At 59.2% G+C, this 18,501-nt stretch carries 15 protein-coding genes; 5 read left to right on the top strand and 10 right to left on the bottom strand.

Annotated elements, in window-relative coordinates:
* The first annotated feature begins 84 nt into the window (after positions 1-84).
* Entirely contained in the window at positions 85-693 is a 609-nt protein-coding gene (gene lexA / locus GPL81_RS02520) for a transcriptional repressor LexA (protein ID WP_096512651.1), read from the top strand.
* A 10-nt stretch (positions 694-703) separates the two neighbouring features.
* The gene (sulA, locus tag GPL81_RS02525) at positions 704-1,180 is read left to right on the top strand and encodes an SOS-induced cell division inhibitor SulA (RefSeq protein ID WP_160105064.1); all 477 of its coding nucleotides are present in this window, start codon (positions 704-706) and stop codon (positions 1,178-1,180) included.
* A 77-nt stretch (positions 1,181-1,257) separates the two neighbouring features.
* Here the strand turns inward: sulA and GPL81_RS02530 are convergent, their stop codons facing one another.
* The 7 genes from GPL81_RS02530 to GPL81_RS02560 all read right to left on the bottom strand — a co-directional run bounded on the left by GPL81_RS02530 (position 1,258) and on the right by GPL81_RS02560 (position 9,896).
* Positions 1,258-1,491, bottom strand: coding sequence for a hypothetical protein (locus GPL81_RS02530; RefSeq protein ID WP_096512653.1), 234 nt, complete (start codon positions 1,489-1,491; stop codon positions 1,258-1,260).
* 154 nt (positions 1,492-1,645) lie between these two features.
* The gene (locus tag GPL81_RS02535; RefSeq protein WP_160105065.1) at positions 1,646-2,170 is read right to left on the bottom strand and encodes a DUF6586 family protein; all 525 of its coding nucleotides are present in this window, start codon (positions 2,168-2,170) and stop codon (positions 1,646-1,648) included.
* Between the two features lie 234 nt (positions 2,171-2,404).
* Positions 2,405-5,038: a type I DNA topoisomerase gene (gene topA, locus GPL81_RS02540; protein ID WP_160105066.1), complete on the bottom strand. Its 2,634-nt coding sequence runs from the start codon at positions 5,036-5,038 to the stop codon at positions 2,405-2,407.
* Positions 5,039-5,152: 114 nt separating this feature from the next.
* Complete coding sequence (locus tag GPL81_RS02545; protein ID WP_008050054.1) at positions 5,153-5,389, bottom strand: DUF1653 domain-containing protein; 237 nt, start codon at positions 5,387-5,389, stop codon at positions 5,153-5,155.
* Positions 5,390-5,488: 99 nt separating this feature from the next.
* Positions 5,489-6,664: an acetyl-CoA C-acyltransferase FadA gene (gene fadA, locus GPL81_RS02550; protein WP_096512656.1), complete on the bottom strand. Its 1,176-nt coding sequence runs from the start codon at positions 6,662-6,664 to the stop codon at positions 5,489-5,491.
* Positions 6,665-6,693: 29 nt separating this feature from the next.
* Positions 6,694-8,841: a fatty acid oxidation complex subunit alpha FadB gene (gene fadB, locus GPL81_RS02555; RefSeq protein WP_160105067.1), complete on the bottom strand. Its 2,148-nt coding sequence runs from the start codon at positions 8,839-8,841 to the stop codon at positions 6,694-6,696.
* A gap of 617 nt (positions 8,842-9,458) precedes the next feature.
* Positions 9,459-9,896: a hypothetical protein gene (locus tag GPL81_RS02560; protein ID WP_160105068.1), complete on the bottom strand. Its 438-nt coding sequence runs from the start codon at positions 9,894-9,896 to the stop codon at positions 9,459-9,461.
* 104 nt (positions 9,897-10,000) lie between these two features.
* Here GPL81_RS02560 and GPL81_RS02565 point away from each other — a divergent pair, with 104 nt between their 5' ends.
* A complete protein-coding gene (locus GPL81_RS02565; protein ID WP_160105069.1) occupies positions 10,001-10,441 on the top strand; it encodes a universal stress protein in 441 nt (146 codons plus the stop codon).
* Positions 10,442-10,603: 162 nt separating this feature from the next.
* Here GPL81_RS02565 and GPL81_RS02570 read toward each other — a convergent pair whose 3' ends face one another.
* Positions 10,604-12,520 carry an ATP-binding cassette domain-containing protein gene (locus GPL81_RS02570; RefSeq protein ID WP_160105070.1) on the bottom strand — a complete coding sequence of 639 codons (1,917 nt, stop codon included), beginning with the start codon at positions 12,518-12,520 and terminating at the stop codon, positions 10,604-10,606.
* Positions 12,521-12,733: 213 nt separating this feature from the next.
* On the opposite strand from GPL81_RS02570, the gene GPL81_RS02575 reads away from it, so the two are divergent.
* Positions 12,734-14,662 (top strand): transglycosylase SLT domain-containing protein, encoded by a 1,929-nt coding sequence (locus tag GPL81_RS02575; protein WP_160105071.1) that lies wholly within the window; start codon positions 12,734-12,736, stop codon positions 14,660-14,662.
* A gap of 87 nt (positions 14,663-14,749) precedes the next feature.
* On the opposite strand, the gene GPL81_RS02580 is transcribed toward GPL81_RS02575, so the two are convergent.
* Positions 14,750-16,531 (bottom strand): ABC transporter transmembrane domain-containing protein, encoded by a 1,782-nt coding sequence (locus GPL81_RS02580; protein ID WP_178122555.1) that lies wholly within the window; start codon positions 16,529-16,531, stop codon positions 14,750-14,752.
* A 251-nt stretch (positions 16,532-16,782) separates the two neighbouring features.
* On the opposite strand from GPL81_RS02580, the gene GPL81_RS02585 reads away from it, so the two are divergent.
* Entirely contained in the window at positions 16,783-16,962 is a 180-nt protein-coding gene (locus tag GPL81_RS02585; protein ID WP_096512661.1) for a PA1571 family protein, read from the top strand.
* A 183-nt stretch (positions 16,963-17,145) separates the two neighbouring features.
* Here the strand turns inward: GPL81_RS02585 and pdxB are convergent, their stop codons facing one another.
* The gene (pdxB, locus tag GPL81_RS02590) at positions 17,146-18,288 is read right to left on the bottom strand and encodes a 4-phosphoerythronate dehydrogenase PdxB (RefSeq protein WP_160105073.1); all 1,143 of its coding nucleotides are present in this window, start codon (positions 18,286-18,288) and stop codon (positions 17,146-17,148) included.
* Positions 18,289-18,501 lie beyond the last annotated feature (213 nt).

An 18,501-nucleotide genomic window follows, 5' to 3' on the forward strand; every position in this document is an offset into this window, starting at 1 on the left:
GCGGTTGGCAGAAACACGGGCATTGCCAAGACCGTTCCACTGTATATAATCCCAGTCACTGTATAAAAAAACAGAGCGATCAATATGCTAAAGCTGACGCCACGCCAAGCCGAGATTCTGGCCTTCATCAAACGCTGCCTGGAAGACAACGGCTACCCGCCGACCCGTGCGGAAATCGCTCAGGAACTGGGTTTCAAATCGCCCAACGCGGCGGAAGAACACCTCAAGGCGCTGGCCCGCAAAGGCGCAATCGAAATGACGCCTGGTGCGTCCCGCGGGATTCGCATTCCCGGTTTCGAAGCCAAGGCCGATGACGCCAGCTTGCCCATCATTGGCCGGGTAGCGGCCGGCGCGCCGATCCTCGCCCAGCAACATGTCGAAGAGTCCTGCAACATCAACCCTGCATTCTTCCATCCACGCGCCGACTATTTGCTGCGAGTGCATGGCATGAGCATGAAGGACGTGGGTATTTTCGATGGCGACCTGCTGGCCGTCCATACCACCCGCGAGGCCCGTAATGGCCAGATCGTGGTGGCACGTATCGGTGACGAAGTGACCGTCAAGCGCTTCAAGCGTGACGGCAGCAAGGTCTGGCTGATTGCCGAAAACCCTGAATTCGCCCCTATCGAAGTAAACCTTAAAGATCAGGAACTGGTGATCGAAGGCTTGAGTGTCGGCGTCATTCGCCGCTAAAGGAGGCTTTATGCAGTTCCCACACACATCACAGCAAGCCCAACTGCCACTGCTGTTCGAGGCATTCCTGGCGCAGCCGTTGGCGCCAATCCTGAAGGAAGTGGTCGAGTCGCCCTGGAGCGCCGAACCCGAGGTCTTCAGTGAGTTGTCTCTGCGTGGTGCAACCGGGAACTGCCTGAACCTTCTGGCACCGATCCTGCGGGAGTTGAGCCAGGATCAGGACGCACGCTGGCTGACACTGATCGCCCCACCCGCCAGCCTGACCCAGGCCTGGTTACGGGACGCAGGACTCAATCGCGAGCGCATCCTGCTGCTCCAGCCACGTGGTACCCAGAGCGCCCAGCAACTGACCTGTGAAGCCCTGCGCCTTGGCCGAAGTCACACGGTTGTCAGCTGGCTCAACCCGCTGAGTACAACTTCACGGCAACAGCTGATCAGCGCCGCCCGGACCGGGGACGCGCAAAGCCTGAATATTCGATTGGGTTAACACAAATACGGTGCAGGGCTTCTCCAGGGACAGAGAAGCCAATCTCTAGCGGTATTCGAAAAAACGACGAACGGGTATCAGTGAAGAACCCGCGGCCCCTCTTCCTTTTCGAATTCGCCCTCAACCAGGCGGCCTGCCATCTGAACACCGACGCTCAACATCGCTTTGGCGACTTCTACGTGTTGGCCTTGCAGAAATGCTTTGGCGTCCTCGGAGAAATCCAAAGTAACCAGAGAACCCTCGTCCTCAGCCCTGCGCAGCTCGATACGGCCGTCTGGTAACTCGACAATTTCTAGAAAGGACGTTGGCATAAAGGTTTGTTCTCCACGAAAGGCGGGGATTATATAGGCATCGGCCAGGCTTCGCTCGGGATCTTGACAAGATGCCATCACGAAGAGAAATGTCTGACAACACTCTTCCCTGAACGGACAGCCTTCCGTGTCGTCCGTTAAATGGTTCAGTCCTTCAGCACTCGTTCAAGCCTTCGCGAAAGCGAATCGCCAGGCTTTTGAGGTTCTGACGCCAGCCCTCCAGCTCTTCACGGCTCAGCTCTTCAGGCACCTCTTCTTCGTCCAGGTTTACCGCCTGAATCAGCGGCTGCGTCACGTCACCCTTCGGTTTGCGCGGTGCCCGTGGCGGTTGAAACAGTGCTGCGTGGGCCGCCAGCAGCTTGGCCAGCCAGGTTTCCGGGTTGTTGGCCAGTTCGACCATCTCGGCCATTTCAGGAATGGCGATACTTTCCAGCACTTCCCGAGTCAGCAGCGTTTCGGCCCGGGACGCATTGGCCTGAGGCAACCGATAGAAACCGGCGATTTCATGGCACAGCCCCAGTAGCGCCCCGTATAGATGAAACAATGCCGATTCGCGGCCGGCCTGAATCAGCGCCAGGGAATTCATCGCCCGCGCCTCCTCAGCCCTGCCGAGTGCTTCCAGCGACAGGCCGGCGAAATAGATCTTCTGGTTGGTACGGGTATAGAGTTCGTGGGCCATGACGGCAGCCTCCACAACGAAATAATGCTTCACGCAGGTCAGACAGTGTCGTGGATCACCCAAGTCCACCGCAAGCCCAAAACAAAAAGGCCGCATGAAAACCCGAAGGTTCTCATGCGGCCTTTGCACCTCTGTAGGAGCGAGCAAGCTCGCGATTGACGTCAACGATGACGCGGGCTGTCTGAATGCCCGCGTTACCTTGCGTTTTTCGCGAGCAGGCTCGCTCCTACAGTTTTAAGCCTTGGCAGTCTTCGCCGGACGCTTGTCTTCAACGGTCCACTTGCCGCCGTCGTAGTACGCCTTCCAGCCTGTCGGCTTTCCGTCGACTTCCGTCTGCACGTATTGCTCCTTGGTCTTGCGGCTGTAACGGATTACCGCAGGGAGGCCATCCGGATCTTTCTTCGGTGCTTCACACAGGAAGTGGTACTTCGGATCGATCTCATCCTTGTGCGGGATGATTTCCATGACCAGCGGAGCGCGGGTCTCGCGGTTTTTCGGGAACTGGCTGGCTGCCAGGAACAGACCGGAAGCACCGTCGCGCAGGATGTAGGTGTCGTTGACCTTTTCGCATTTCAGCTCAGGCATTTTCACCGGGTCCATCTTCGGCGGCGCTGCATCACCGCTTTTCAGCAGTTTGCGGGTGTTCTTGCAGGTCGGATTGGTGCAACCGAAGAACTTGCCGAAGCGGCCGGTCTTGAGCTGCATCTCGCTGCCGCACTTGTCGCATTCCAGACTCGGACCTTCATAGCCCTTGATGCGATAGACACCTTCTTCGATTTCATAGCCATCGCAATCCGGGTTGTTACCGCAGATGTGCAGCTTGCGCTTCTCATCGAGCAGGTAGGCGTCCATCGCCGTGCTGCAGATCGGGCAGCGATGCTTGCCGCGCAGCACCAGCGACTCCGACTCGCCTTCGTCGTCCGCAGCGATTTCGTCGCCCGGCACCAGGTTGACGGTGGCCTTGCAGCGTTCTTTCGGTGGCAGGCTGTAGCCCGAGCAACCGAGGAACACACCGGTCGACGCGGTACGAATCTGCATCGGGCGGCCGCAGGTCGTGCACGGAATGTCAGTCATCACCGGCTGATTGGCACGCATGCCATTTTCCGCACCTTCGGCCACTTCGAGTTTTTTCTTGAAGTCACCGTAGAACTCGTCGAGCACGTTTTTCCAGTCGCGTTCGCCCTGGGCCACGTCATCGAGATGCTCTTCCATGCCGGCGGTGAAGCCGTAGTCCATGAGATGAGAGAAGCTTTCGGCCAGACGCTCGGTGACGATATCGCCCATCTTTTCCGAATAGAAACGACGGTTGTGCAGCGCCACGTAGCCGCGGTCCTGGATGGTCGAAATGATCGCCGCGTAGGTCGAAGGACGACCAATGCCGCGTTTTTCCATTTCTTTTACCAGGCTGGCTTCCGAGTAACGCGCCGGTGGCTTGGTGAAATGCTGGGTCGGATCAAGCTTGATCAGCTTCATCGCGTCGCCCTGGGCCATATCCGGCAGCACATCGTCATCGCCCGGTTTGGCGATTTGCGGCATGACGCGGGTGTAACCGTCGAACTTGAGGATACGGCCCTTGGCACGCAACTCGAAGTCGCCGGCACCGACAGTGACCGTGGTCGACAAGTATTGCGCAGGCAGCATCTGGCAAGCGAGGAATTGACGCCAGATCAGCTCGTAGAGCCGCTCTGCATCACGCTCCATGCCCGACAGCTTGCTCGGCTCGGTGTTGGCATCGGACGGACGAATCGCTTCGTGAGCCTCTTGTGCGCCTTCCTTGCTGCTGTAGACGTTCGGGGTTTCCGGCAGGTATTTCTTGCCGAACTCACCTTCAATATAGGTACGCGCCATCGCCACGGCATCGGCCGAAAGGTTGGTGGAGTCAGTACGCATATAAGTGATGTAGCCGGCTTCGTACAAGCGCTGGGCCATCATCATGGTTTTCTTCACACCGAAGCCCAGGCGGTTACTCGCGGCCTGCTGCAGGGTGGAAGTGATGAACGGTGCCGATGGCTTGCTGCTGGTCGGCTTGTCTTCACGCTTGACGATGCTGTAGCTGGAAGCCTTGAGCTTCTCCAGCGCGGCCATGGCCTGGGCTTCGTTAAGCGGCTTGAACGCCTCGCCCTTCTCGCGCGCGACGTCGAAACGCACGGTCGCGCCTTTGGCGGTGCCGAGATCGGCGTGCACTTCCCAGTACTCTTCCGGGATGAACGCGCGAATTTCACGCTCACGCTCGACCACCAGTTTGACCGCAACCGACTGCACGCGGCCGGCGGACAGACCACGGGCGATCTTGGCCCACAACAGCGGCGAAACCATGTAGCCCACTACACGGTCGAGGAAACGACGCGCCTGCTGGGCGTTGACACGATCGATGTCCAGCTCGCCTGGCTGGGAGAAAGCTTCCTGGATCGCCTTCTTGGTGATTTCGTTGAACACCACGCGCTTGTAGCGGCTGTCGTCACCACCGATGGCTTCGCGCAGGTGCCAGGCAATAGCTTCCCCCTCGCGATCCAAGTCGGTTGCGAGATAGATGGTGTCAGCATCCTTGGCGAGCCGGCGCAGCTCTTCGATGACCTTTTCCTTGCCTGGAAGGATCTCGTACTTGGCTTTCCAGCCATGATCGGGATCGACCCCCATGCGAGCGACCAGCTGCTTGCGCGCCTTTTCTTTCGGCGACAGTGCCGGCGCTTCACCCGCAGCAGCCTTGCCGCGCTTGGCGGCTGGCTCTTTGCTGGCGCTAGCCGAACCGCTGGTGGGCAGGTCTCGGATATGGCCGATACTCGACTTCACCACGTATTCGTTGCCCAAATACTTGTTGATGGTCTTGGCCTTAGCCGGGGATTCCACAATGACCAGCGATTTGCCCATGGATCAGAAAATTCCTGAATTCTAAAAGTGAAAGGCGGTTGGCGCCTGACGCGGCACCGCTATATATAGTGGCTACAAGGTGAGGTCAAGCGCAGGGTTTTGCGCGCACTCAGCTTATGGCTTGTTAAAAAGGCTCTCTTCGGCTTGCACCAAAGCAAAGCGCGGCACCTGTTCGCCGTCAACTTCGACCGACTCCAGGAACATGCTCAAGGGGCGTACCCAAAAGCCGTAATCGCCATACAGGGCTTGGTAGAAGACCACTTCTTCCTCGGTTTCCGAATGCCGCGCGACACTGAAAACGCGGTACTGCGGACCTTTGTAATGTTGGTAGAGCCCAGGTTGTATCGGCATGCTTTGGCCCTCACTCAAATTTTTTCAAAATAAAAACAAAAATAAATCCGGAAAAACAAAAACCGGGGCACTTGGCCCCGGCTTCCGTCAACGAAACGCTTAGACGCGTTCGAAGACGGTGGAGATGCCTTGGCCGAGACCAATGCACATGGTGGCCACCCCGAAGGTGCCGCCATTCTGCTTCATCACGTTCAGCAAAGTGCCGGAGATACGCGCACCGGAGCAACCGAACGGGTGACCCAGGGCGATCGCGCCGCCGTGCAGGTTAACCTTCTCGTTCATCTTGTCGAGCACTTTCAGATCTTTCAGCACTGGCAGAGCCTGTGCGGCGAAAGCTTCGTTGAGCTCGAAGAAGTCGATATCGTTGATGCCAAGGCCCGCGCGCTTCAGTGCTTTTTGTGTAGCCGGTACTGGACCATAGCCCATGATCGCCGGGTCCACACCTGCCACTGCCATCGAGCGAATCACCGCCAAAGGCTGAATGCCCAGGTCCTGTGCACGCTGCGCCGACATCACGATCATGCACGAAGCACCATCGGTGATCTGCGACGAGGTACCGGCTGTCACGGTGCCGCCCTTTGGATTAAACGCCGGCTTCAGAGCCGCCAGGCTTTCCAGGGTGGTTTCCGGACGAATGGTTTCGTCGTAGTCGAACAGTTTCAGGAAACCGTTCTCGTCATAGCCCTGCATCGGGATGATTTCGTCCTTGAACTTGCCTTCCACCGTCGCCTTGTGGGCGAGTTGGTGGGAGCGCACGCCGAAAGCGTCCTGTTGCTCGCGAGTGATGCCATGCATCTTGCCCAGCATTTCAGCGGTCAGGCCCATCATGCCCGAGGCTTTCGCCGCGTACAGGGACATGTGCGGGTTCGGATCGACACCGTGCATCATGCTCACGTGACCCATATGCTCGACGCCGCCGACGACGAATACGTCACCGTTGCCGGTCATGATCGCTTGCGCGGCAGTGTGCAACGCGCTCATGGACGAGCCACACAGACGGCTGACGGTCTGGCCAGCAGACGTGTGCGGGATCTGGGTCATCAGCGACGCCATACGCGCGATGTTCCAGCCCTGCTCCAGGGTCTGGTTCACACAGCCCCAGATCACGTCTTCGACTTCGTTCGGGTCGACCTTGACGTTGCGTTCCAGCAGTTTGCTGATCAGGTGCGCCGACATGTCTTCGGCGCGGGTGTTGCGGTGCATGCCGCCCTTGGAGCGGCCCATCGGAGTACGACCGAAGTCGACAATCACGACGTCTCTAGGATTCAAGCTCATAAGTTCACTCTCACTCTAGTTGGGGGCGCTTAACCGAAGAAGCTCTGGCCGTTTTTGGCCATTTCGCGCAGCTTCGCGGTCGGGTGGTACAGCGCGCCCAAATCAGCGTACTGGTCAGCCAGGGCAACGAACTGTGCAACACCGATCGAGTCGATGTAGCGCAGCGCACCACCACGGAATGGAGGGAAACCAATACCGTAGACCAGACCCATGTCGGCTTCGGCAGCGGTTTCGACAATGCCGTCTTCCAGGCAACGCACGGTTTCCAGGCACAGCGGGATCATCATCCAGTTGATGATGTCTTCGTCAGTGACTTCGCGCTGCTCGAACACGATTGGCTTGAGCACTTCCAGTACCGACGGATCGGCGACCTTCTTCTGCTTGCCCTTCTTGTCGGTCTCGTAGGCGTAGAAGCCCTTGCCGTTCTTCTGGCCCAGGCGCTTGGCTTCGTAGAGCACGTCCACAGCCGAGCGGCGGTCGTCTTTCATGCGGTCCGGGAAGCCTTCAGCCATCACGTCACGACCGTGGTGGCCGGTGTCGATGCCGACCACGTCCATCAGGTACGCCGGGCCCATCGGCCAGCCGAATTTTTCCATGACTTTGTCGATACGGACGAAGTCCACACCGGCGCTGACCAACTTGGCGAAACCACCGAAGTAAGGGAACAGTACGCGGTTGACCAGGAAGCCCGGGCAGTCGTTGACCACGATCGGGTTCTTACCCATTTTCTTGGCGTAGGCAACGGTGGTGGCAACCGCCAACTCGCTGGACTTCTCGCCACGGATCACTTCCACCAGCGGCATCATGTGCACCGGGTTGAAGAAGTGCATGCCGACGAAGTTTTCCGGGTGCTTGAGGGCCTTGGCCAGCAGGCTGATGGAAATGGTCGAGGTGTTCGAGGCAAGGATGGTGCCTTCTTTGACCTGAGCTTCGACTTCAGCCAGAACGGCTTGCTTGACCTTTGGGTTCTCGACGACTGCTTCGACCACCAGGTCTACGTGACCGAAATCACCGTAGGACAGGGTCGGACGAATGCCGTTGAGCACTTCGGCCATTTTCGCGGCGGTCATGCGGCCTTTATCAACGCGGCCAACCAGCAGCTTGGCGGCTTCGGCCAGACCCTGCTCGATACCGTGTTCGTTGATGTCCTTCATCAGGATCGGCGTGCCTTTGGAGGCCGACTGATAGGCAATACCGCCACCCATGATGCCGGCGCCCAATACGGCGGCCTGCTTCACGTCCTTGGCGATTTCATCGTAGGCCTTGGCTTTTTTCTTCAGTTCCTGGTCATTCAGGAACAGACCGATCAGGCTCTGTGCGGCAGAGGTCTTGGCCAGCTTGACGAAACCGGCGGCTTCGACTTCCAGTGCCTTGTCGCGACCGAAGTTCGCGGCTTTCTGGATGGTCTTGATTGCTTCGACCGGCGCCGGGTAGTTCGGGCCAGCCTGGCCTGCCACGAAACCTTTGGCGGTTTCGAAAGCCATCATTTGTTCGATGGCGTTCAGCTTGAGTTTTTCAAGCTTCGGCTGGCGCTTGGCCTTGTAATCGAACTCGCCGGAAATGGCGCGCTTGATCAGTTCCAGCGCGGCGTCCTGCAGTTTTTCAGGGGCGACCACGGCATCGACGGCGCCGACTTTCAGCGCGTCTTCAGGACGGTTTTCCTTGCCGGCGGCAATCCACTCGATGGCGTTGTCGGCACCGATCAGGCGCGGCAGACGCACAGTACCGCCGAAGCCCGGGTAGATGCCCAGCTTGACTTCCGGCAGACCGATCTTGGCCTTGGTGGACATGACGCGGTAATCCGCCGCCAGGCACATCTCCAGACCGCCACCCAAGGCGATGCCGTTGATCGCGGCGACAGTCGGGACGTTGAGGTCTTCGAAATCGCTGAAAATCTTGTTGGCTTCCAGGTTGCCAGCAACAAGCTCTGCATCCGGCAGCTTGAAGTTGTCGACAAATTCGGTGATGTCGGCGCCGACGATGAAGACGTCCTTGCCACTGCTGACGATCACACCCTTGATCGAAGCATCTGCCTTGATGGTGTCCACGGCCTGACGCAGTTCGTTCAGGGTTAGACGGTTGAACTTGTTGACGGACTCACCCTTGAGGTCGAACTTCAGTTCGACGATGCCACTTTCAAGAGCCTTAACCGTGATGGCTTTACCTTCGTAAATCATCAACTGATCTCCACGATATGGAAGCTGAACAGTACACGTCGGACGCAGGCGACCGGCTTGGCAGGACGTTAAACGTCGATGCTACGCCAATCTGCCCGGCACACCCGCCAACGCGATAGTCGGGATTCTGTAGGAGCGTTTTTCAATACAAACGCTCAATTCATACGCCCGTTTGATTTGGGTACGCCACCTTCACGGAATTTCCGCCAATTGTCAATCGCCCAAAATGCGGGTTGAAATGCGACTTTGCGGTCATTTCTGTAAGACGAAGGCCTGCAACACGCGGCTGCATGTATAGACATTCATAGAATCAATCATTAGAAAAGTCGCCCTAATTCACTGCAGCCTTTGTTTAACAGGCTAAGCTGGCGGAACTTCAGGGAAATTTTGAACGCCCACGGCGAATGCCGGGCGTTAGATCAGCCCACACAGACTTACCGGCCTGCCTGGCCAACCCCGCCCGATGCTGTTGTCGGGCTTTTTATTGTCTGCGATAAATCCCTGTAGGAGCGAGCCTGCTCGCGATGGTCGTCAACGATGACGCTTGCAGCCTGACACCCCGCGGTGCTCTCAGGTGCATCGCGAGCAGGCTCGCTCCTACAGAGGGAGGCGTATGTTCAGGCGAGCGCCTTGAGGGTGGCATCGATGTGCAGCAACACCTCGGCTTCGCCCTTCTCGCCCCAATACAAAGCGATCATTTGCTTGTCGGCTTCGACCTTGTAGACGTTATCCGGCAATTTTTCGAAATGATTGAGCAGCGCTTGATCGTCACAGACCTCCTGCCACTGGTTCACCCACAGACCCGGTGTTTTTTGCCAGTAACTCCAGCAGGCAGGCTGGGTGCCGCGTCGTGGCCGGTGGTATTGCGCGCACGGGTTTGGCGGCTCCTGACCGAGCCAGTGCGGCCATTCCTGAGGTGCCAATTGCATGGCCAACCCGATGCGTCGTGCCTCCATGCGCAGGGCCATGCGGCCACTCTGGTGGCGGGACGGCCGCAACCATGCCAGCGGACTGAGCACCACCAGCAGGATTGACACCACTATCCAGACCGTCATATCAGTACTCCCGATTCTTGATGGGCGTATTCAGTCACTTTGAAACCAATACGCTTGAAACCAGCCATACTTACCAATATTGCATTCCTCAGGAGGAGCACCTCATGCCCTACAACCACATTCTGGTCGCTGTAGATCTAACCGAAGAGTGCGACCCTGTAATCCACCGTGCTCGTGAGCTGTCGGTGAGCAACGGTGCGAAATTGTCCCTGGTGCACATTGTCGAGCCGATGGCCATGGCGTTTGGTGGTGACGTTCCGATGGACCTGTCACAACTGCAACAACAGCAGTTCGATCAGGCCAAGGAGCGCCTTGACCGGCTGATCATGAAGTATCCGGAACTCTCCAAGGAATACAGCCACCTGACCTACGGCCAGCCACGCCAGGAAATCCACCACCTGGCCAAGGAGCAAACCTGCGACCTGATTGTGGTGGGCAGCCATGGCCGGCACGGCCTGGCACTGCTGCTCGGCTCCACCGCCAACGACGTACTGCACGGCGCGCCTTGCGATGTGCTGGCGGTGCGCCTGCAAAGCAAAAACTGATAACCGATCCTGTAGGAGCCGGCTTGCTGGCGAATGTCGCACCTCGGTGTGTCAAGTACACCGCCTTCGCTGGCAAGCCAGCTCCTACAGGTAGGAGTCGTGTGGCATATGAAAAGCCCGGCGTTCATCACTGAACGCCGGGCTTTTTCATTGCAAGTTCAATCAGGCATCCAGTTCGGCCCAGCGCTCGACCATCACGTCCAGCTCAGCCTGCAACTGCGACAGCTGAGCGATCACCGCAGCGGTTTCGGCTGCTGGACGCAGGTAGAAACCAGCATCCGCCATCTGCGCTTCCACCGCAGCAATCTGCTGTTCCATGGCTTCGATCTGCCCTGGCAACGCTTCCAGCTCGCGCTGCAACTTGTAGCTGAGCTTCTTCTTCGCCGGCGCTTCTACAGCTGCCGCGACTGGCGCTGGCTCAGCCTTCACCACCGCGGAGTTCAGGTCGGCCTTGCCGGACTTGCTTTCGGTCACACCCAACAGGCGCGGCGAACCGCCCTGACGCAGCCAGTCCTGATAACCGCCGACGTACTCGCGAACCTGACCTTCACCTTCGAACACCAAGGTGCTGGTGACCACGTTATCGAGGAATGCCCGGTCGTGGCTGACCATCAGCACGGTGCCGTTGAAGGTCAGCAGGACCTCTTCCAGCAGCTCGAGCGTTTCGACGTCGAGGTCGTTGGTCGGTTCGTCGAGAACCAGCAGGTTCGCCGGCTTGCTGAACAGCTTGGCCAGCAGCAGACGGGCACGCTCACCACCGGACAACGCCTTGACCGGCGTGCGGGCACGCTGCGGGCTGAACAGGAAGTCGCCGAGGTAGCTCAGCACGTGGCGGCTCTGACCGTCGATATCGATGAAGTCGCGCCCTTCGGCGACGTTGTCGATCACGGTCTTTTCCAGGTCCAACTGGTGGCGCAACTGGTCGAAGTAGGCAACGTCGATCTTCGTCCCCTCTTCCACCTTGCCGCTGGTCGGCTGCAAGCCGCTAAGCATCAGTTTCAGCAGCGTGGTCTTGCCGGTGCCGTTGGCGCCGAGCAGACCAATACGATCGCCGCGCTGCAACACCATGGAGAAATCCTTGATCAGGAACGGCCCGCCCGGGTGAGCGAAACTCACGTTCTCGAGCACCATCACCTGCTTGCCGGACTTGTCGGCGGTTTCCAGCTGAATGTTGGCCTTGCCGGTGCGCTCGCGACGCTCGCTGCGTTCGACGCGCAAAGCCTTGAGGGCACGTACGCGGCCTTCGTTACGGGTACGACGGGCCTTGATGCCCTGGCGAATCCACACTTCTTCCTGGGCCAGGCGTTTGTCGAACAGCGCATTGGCGGTGGCTTCGGCGGCGAGTTCGGCTTCTTTGTGCACGAGGAAACTGGCGTAGTCGCCGTTCCAGTCGATCAGGCCACCACGATCCAGTTCGAGAATGCGAGTCGCAAGGTTTTGCAGGAAGGAACGGTCGTGCGTGATAAACAGCACGGCGCCCTGGAAATCCTTCAGCGCTTCTTCCAGCCAGGCGATTGCACCGATGTCCAGGTGGTTGGTCGGTTCGTCGAGCAGCAGCAGATCCGGTTCCGACACCAGGGCCTGGGCCAACAGGACGCGTCGACGCCAGCCGCCGGACAATTCGGCGAGGGTCTTGTCGGCCGGCAACTGCAGGCGACTGAGGGTGCTGTCGACCAGGGTCTGCAAACGCCAGCCGTCGCGGGCTTCGAGGTCGTGCTGGACGTGCATCAGCTTGTCCAGGTCGGCATCGGTGACGATGTTCTGGCTCAGGTGGTGATATTCGGCGAGCAATGCGCCAACACCGTCCAGGCCTTCGGCAACCACGTCGAACACGGTCCGTTCGTCGGCTACCGGCAATTCTTGCGGCAATTCGCCAATCTTGAGTCCGGGTGCGCGCCAAACGGAGCCGTCATCGGGCTTCTGGTCGCCCTTGACGAGCTTCATCATGCTGGACTTGCCAGTGCCGTTGCGGCCGATGATGCACACCCGCTCTCCACGGGCGATCTGCCAGGACACCTTGTCCAACAACGGCATAGCGCCGAAAGCAAGGGACACATCGCTGAATTTGAGCAGGGTCATGAGCTTCTCCAAAAACCGGGCGCGCATTCTACCTGAATCGAGGCTTCAGAAGGCCGGCAATTTCACTGTCGAAGCACTCTGCACAACAAATGTTGCGAACTGATGCAGACAGGTCCGCAAAGCTTTCGCCCGTTGCTGGCAAAAGGCTAAGCTACGGAGAATTCAGTGTGGGCATCGCCAGCACTTGTCATGGTTTTTCTGTCCGGACGTCTCATGCGCAGTCGCCTTCTCAAGCTTTTGTCCTGTTTTTTACTCTCTGCCGCTGCCGTTCAATCCGCCCACGCGGTGGACCTGTCCACCCAACGCCAATATTACGACGAGGCCAAGCGCGCCCTGGCCAAGGGCGATACCGGACCTTACTTCCGTTACAGCCAGGCCCTGGCCGATTATCCGCTGGAGCCGTACCTGGCGTATGACGAACTGACCGCGCGACTGAAAACCGCGAGCAATGCCGAAATCGAAAAATTCCTCGCCGAACACGGCGACCTGCCCCAGGCCAACTGGATGAAACTGCGCTGGTTGCGCTGGCTGGCCGAACGCGGCGACTGGGCGACTTTCGTCAAATATTACGACCCAAAAATGAACTTCACTGAACTGGACTGCCTGAACGCGCAGTATCAGCTCAGTCATAATCTCAAGGCCGAAGGTAATGCCAACACCAACAAGCTCTGGCTGACCGGCAAATCCCAACCCGAGGCCTGCGACGCGCTGTTCGGCATGTGGGCCGCCGAGGGCCAGTTGACCGAGCAGAAACGCTGGGAGCGCGCCAAACTCGCCGCCCAGGCGCGCAACTACCCGCTGGCCAACGCCCTGGTCAACAGCCTGACCACCCTCGCCCCCCGGGGTCGCCTGTTGATCGATGTGGCGCAAAAACCCGAGCTGCTCAACCAGCCGTCGCGCTTCACGCCAGCAGACGAGCCGATGTCGGATATCGTCAGCCTTGGCCTGCGCCGCCTCGCCCGCCAGGATCCGGACAAGGCCATGGAGCTGCTCGACGGTTATGCCAGCAGCATGCACTTTTCCCGCGACGAAAAAGTGGCGATCGCCCGGGAAATAGGCCTGACCCTCGCGCGCCGTTTCGACGGCCGCGCGCTGGATGTGATGACCAAGTACGACCCGGAGTTGCGCGACAACACCGTGTCCGAATGGCGCCTGCGCCTGCTGCTGCGCCTGGCCCGCTGGGACGATGCCTATCAATTGACTCGTCGCCTGCCCCAGGACCTGGCCACCACCAACCGCTGGCGCTACTGGCAAGCCCGCAGCCTGGAACTGGCGCAACCGCAGAACCCGGAAGCCCAAACCCTTTATAAGAGCCTTGCCCGCGAGCGTGACTTCTATGGTTTTCTCGCCGCCGACCGTTCACAGTCGCCCTATTCGCTGCTGAACAAGCCGTTGGTGCTGAGTCAGGCGACCATCAATAAGGTACGCAACACCCCCGGCGTACGCCGCGCCCTGGAGTTCCACGCCCGTGGCCAGATCGTCGACGGTCGCCGCGAGTGGTATCACGTCAGCCGGCACTTCAGCCGCGACGAAATGGTCGCCCAGGCCAAACTGGCCTACGACCTGAAATGGTATTTCCCGGCGATCCGCACCATCAGCCAGGCGCAGTACTGGGACGATCTGGACATCCGCTTCCCGATGGCGCACCGCGAAACCCTGGTCCGTGAAGCCAAGGTCCGTGGCCTGCACTCAAGCTGGGTGTTCGCCATCACCCGCCAGGAAAGCGCCTTCATGGACGACGCCCGCTCCGGTGTCGGCGCGTCAGGCTTGATGCAACTGATGCCCGGAACTGCCAAGGAAACCGCGCGCAAGTTCAGTATTCCGTATGCCTCGCCACAGCAGTTGTTCGATCCGGACAAAAACATTCAGCTCGGTGCCGCTTACCTGAGTCAGGTCCACAGCCAGTTCAACGGCAACCGCGTCCTCGCTTCCGCCGCCTACAACGCCGGCCCCGGCCGCGTCCGCCAGTGGCTGCGCGGCGCGGATCACCTGAGTTTCGATGTATGGGTGGAAAGCATCCCGTTCGACGAAACCCGCCAGTATGTGCAAAACGTGCTGTCGTATTCGGTGATCTACGGCCAGAAGCTCAACTCGCCGCAACCGCTGGTGGATTGGCATGAGCGGTATTTCGACGATCAATAACCCGATCCTGTAGGAGCCGGCTTGCCGGCGAAGGCGTAGGCATTGGCGATGCAAGTCGCGAGGCCTCCTTCGCTGGCAAGCCAGCTCCTACAGCTCGGTGACAGCTGCGCCATCACTGAACTGCAACGCCGCCAACCGCGCATACAACGCATTGCTGGCGATGAGCTCGTGATGCGTGCCCACCGCCACCAACCTCCCTTGATCCATCACCGCGATGCGGTCGGCGTTTTTGACCGTTGCCAGACGATGGGCGATGACCAGGGTGGTGCGATTTTTCATCAGGCTCGGCAGGGCTTGCTGGATCAGGTGTTCGCTTTGGGCATCGAGGGCGCTGGTGGCTTCGTCAAGCAGCAGGATGGGGGCGTCCACCAGCAGCGCCCGGGCGATGGCCAGCCGTTGGCGCTGGCCGCCGGACAAGCCCAGGCCACCGTCACCCAAGTGGGTCTGGTAACCGTTGGGCATGGCTTGGATAAAGTCGTGGGCGTAGGCGATTTTTGCCGCTTCCTGGACGTCGGCCAGTGCCGCAGCAGGGTTGCCATAACGGATGTTGTCTTCGATGCTGCCGAAAAACAGCGCCGGGGTTTGCGAGACCAGGGCAAAACAGCGACGCAAATCCAATGGATCGAGCGAGGTCAGTGGCACGCCATCCAGCAAAATGCGCCCTTCCATCGGATCATAAAAGCGCAGCAACAGGTCATACACCGTCGATTTGCCGGCACCCGACGGCCCGACCAGGGCCAGGGTTTCACCGGCCCTGACCGTCAGGCTCAAGCCATCGACAGCGTAGCTTTCGGGACGTGACGGGTAGGAAAAACGCACGCCCTGCAACTGCAGGTCGCCCCTCACTCGCGCGGGCAAGGTCACCGGATCGGTGGTCGGTGGCAGGATGATGTTTTCCGAACGCAGCAGTTCCGCGATCCGTTCCGCTGCGCCTGCCGCGCGCTGAAGTTCGCCGATCACCTCGCTCAAGGTGCCGAACGCGCTACCCACGATCAGGCTATAGAAGACAAACGCCGCCAGTTCACCCGCGGAAATGCGTCCGGCAATCACATCCATGCCGCCGACCCAGAGCATGACACCCACGGCGCCCAGCACCAGAATGATCACCAGGGTAATCAGCCAGGCCCGCTGGAAAATGCGTTTGCGCGCGGTATCGAACGCCTCCTCCACCGTCACGGCAAATTTGCGCTCATCCTGAACTTGGTGGTTGTAGGCCTGAACCGTCTTGATCTGGCCAAGGGTTTCGGAGACATAACTGCCGATGTCGGCAATCCGGTCCTGACTCAGGCGCGACAGGTTGCGAACGCGGCGGCCGAAGATCAGGATCGGCGCGATCACCAACGGCAAGGCGACCACCACGATACTGGTGAGTTTGGGGTTGGTGATAAACAGCAGGACGATTCCGCCGATCACCATCAGCAAGTTGCGCAAAAACAGCGACAGTGAAGAGCCAATCACCGATTGCAGCAGCGTGGTATCGGCGGTCAGGCGTGACTGGATCTCCGAGCTGCGATTGTTTTCATAGAAACCCGGATGCAGGTAAATCAGATGATTGAACACCTGGCGACGGATGTCGGCGACGCAACGCTCGCCGATCCACGACACCAGGTAAAACCGCGCAAAAGTGCCAACTGCCAGCCCCATCACCAGCAGCATGAACAAGCCGATGGACTGGTTGAGCAGGTGTGGGGACTGGGTCATGAAACCCTGATCCACCAACAGGCGGATGCCCTGTCCCATGGACAGGGTGATGCCCGCCGTGACGATCAACGCGAGCAAGGCACCGAAAGCCTGCCAGCGATACGGCACGATGAAACGGCTGGCCAGGCGAATCGCACGGCGGTGTCGAACAGAGAGCATTGGCATCATCCACAACGGAGCAATTGACAGGTTAACCCTACACCGCTCAATGGGGTGGAACTTGGTAAATCACAATGAGTCAGGTTAATTATGACCGCGAACACTAGGTCATAGACGCTATTGGTCTAAAGTCCGGGTGGCAACGTCATGGTATTTCTGGTGGACTGGTGTTGCCGCCATGAAACGATCGCAGGGAATTGTCATAACCCGGTCACCAGGCGGTTCTACAGTAAGCACACAACCTGATGAGGAGACAGGCCATGTCCTTGCAAAACAGCAGCGATGTCACCGTTCCAGTGATCCGCCCGAAAGGAGATCAGTCTCTGGGTTGCTCGATTGTTGACGAAAAGGGCCGCGAAATACCGATCACTGAAGACATGATCCAGAAAGCGTGCCACGACCTGGAAAAGCGATTGGTCAAGCCTGCCGAACAAAAGTGATATAGCCACCGTCTTCTTGACCCGGCCCTTGTAGGCCGGGTTTTTTATGTCTGATTATCGGAGGGTGCGATGCACCCATCGCGGGCAAGCCCGCTCCCACAAGGATTAGTATTGTTCACAGATTTTGTGGACACCAAATACCCTGTGGGAGCGGGCTTGCCCGCGATTGGGCCAATGCGGTTTTCAGACAGCCGTCGCCCCCAACGCCGCCACAATCTTCTGCAATGCTGGCGAATCCCCATCGATCCGCACCTGCAACCCATCGATCTCACGCCGCGACGGGTAGTTCTTGCGCAATTCATCGAACGCCGCCCGCTGCTCACTCACGTTGCCTACCAGGCTGCGACGGAAGTCCGCATCGTCACGGCGCGGGTCGTACACGCCACGGCACAACATCGCCAGCGCCCAGGCCGGATCACTCTCGGCACTCAATGTCACTTGCGACAACCAGGCTGCCGGCAGCAGATCATTCAAACGGACCCGGGCCGGCTGCCCGAGGAAATCGCAATAGGCCTGATAGATCTGCGCCGTGCCGCGCTGCTTGCCATCCAGGCTGTATCCGGCAATGTGCGGCGTCGCCAGCACGCAGAGTTCGGCCAGCGCCACATCGACTTCCGGCTCGCCTTCCCAGACGTCCAGCACCGCTTGCAGGTCTTCACGCTCCAACAACACATTGCGCAGGGCGGCGTTATTGATCACCGGACCGCGGCTGGCGTTGATCAGCCAGGTACCGGTCTTGAGTTTCTTCAGGCGCTTTTCATCGAACAGATGCCAGGTCGGCTGAGCGCCACGCTTGTTCAAAGGCGTGTGCAGGCTGATCACGTCGCACTGCTCGATGATCTCCTCCAGGCTGACGTAATCTCCACCCTCGAAAGCATGCCGTGGCGGGTCGCAGACCAATACCTTCCAGCCCAGGCCCTGCAGGACCTTGACCAGCCGCCCGCCCACCTCGCCGGCACCGACCACGCCGTAAGTACGTTGCGTCAGGTCGACACCTTCGATTTCAGCCAGGGTCAGCAGGCTGCCGAGCACATAGTCGACCACACCCCGGGCATTGCATCCCGGCGCACTGGACCAGGTGATACCGGCCTGCTGAAAGTAATCCAGGTCCAGGTGATCGGTGCCGATGGTACAGGTGCCGACAAATCGCACTTTGCTACCTTCGAGCAGGGCGCGGTTGACGTTGGTCACCGAACGCACCAACAGCACATCGGCCTGTTCGACCATGGTTCGGTCGATGGAACGTCCCGGCACCCGGCGGATTTCGCCGAAACCTTCGAAGAAGGCATCGAGCAGGGGGATATTTTCGTCGGCAACAATCAGCATGGCAGGCTCCTTTGGCGGGTTGGCAGTGTAGGCGCAGAATTCATCCCTGTGTAGGAGCAGCCGGTCGACGCTCGAATGCTCGCGATGGGTGTTAACAAAAACGCTGGCTGTCTGACACCCCACGGCGCTCTCAGGTTTTTCGCGAGCGGGCTCGCTCCTACAGGGGGAATCAGCGCGATTACAAATACCCAACACAGTCTTTTCCTGACCGAT

Source organism: Pseudomonas izuensis (assembly GCF_009861505.1).
Lineage (GTDB): Bacteria > Pseudomonadota > Gammaproteobacteria > Pseudomonadales > Pseudomonadaceae > Aquipseudomonas > Aquipseudomonas izuensis.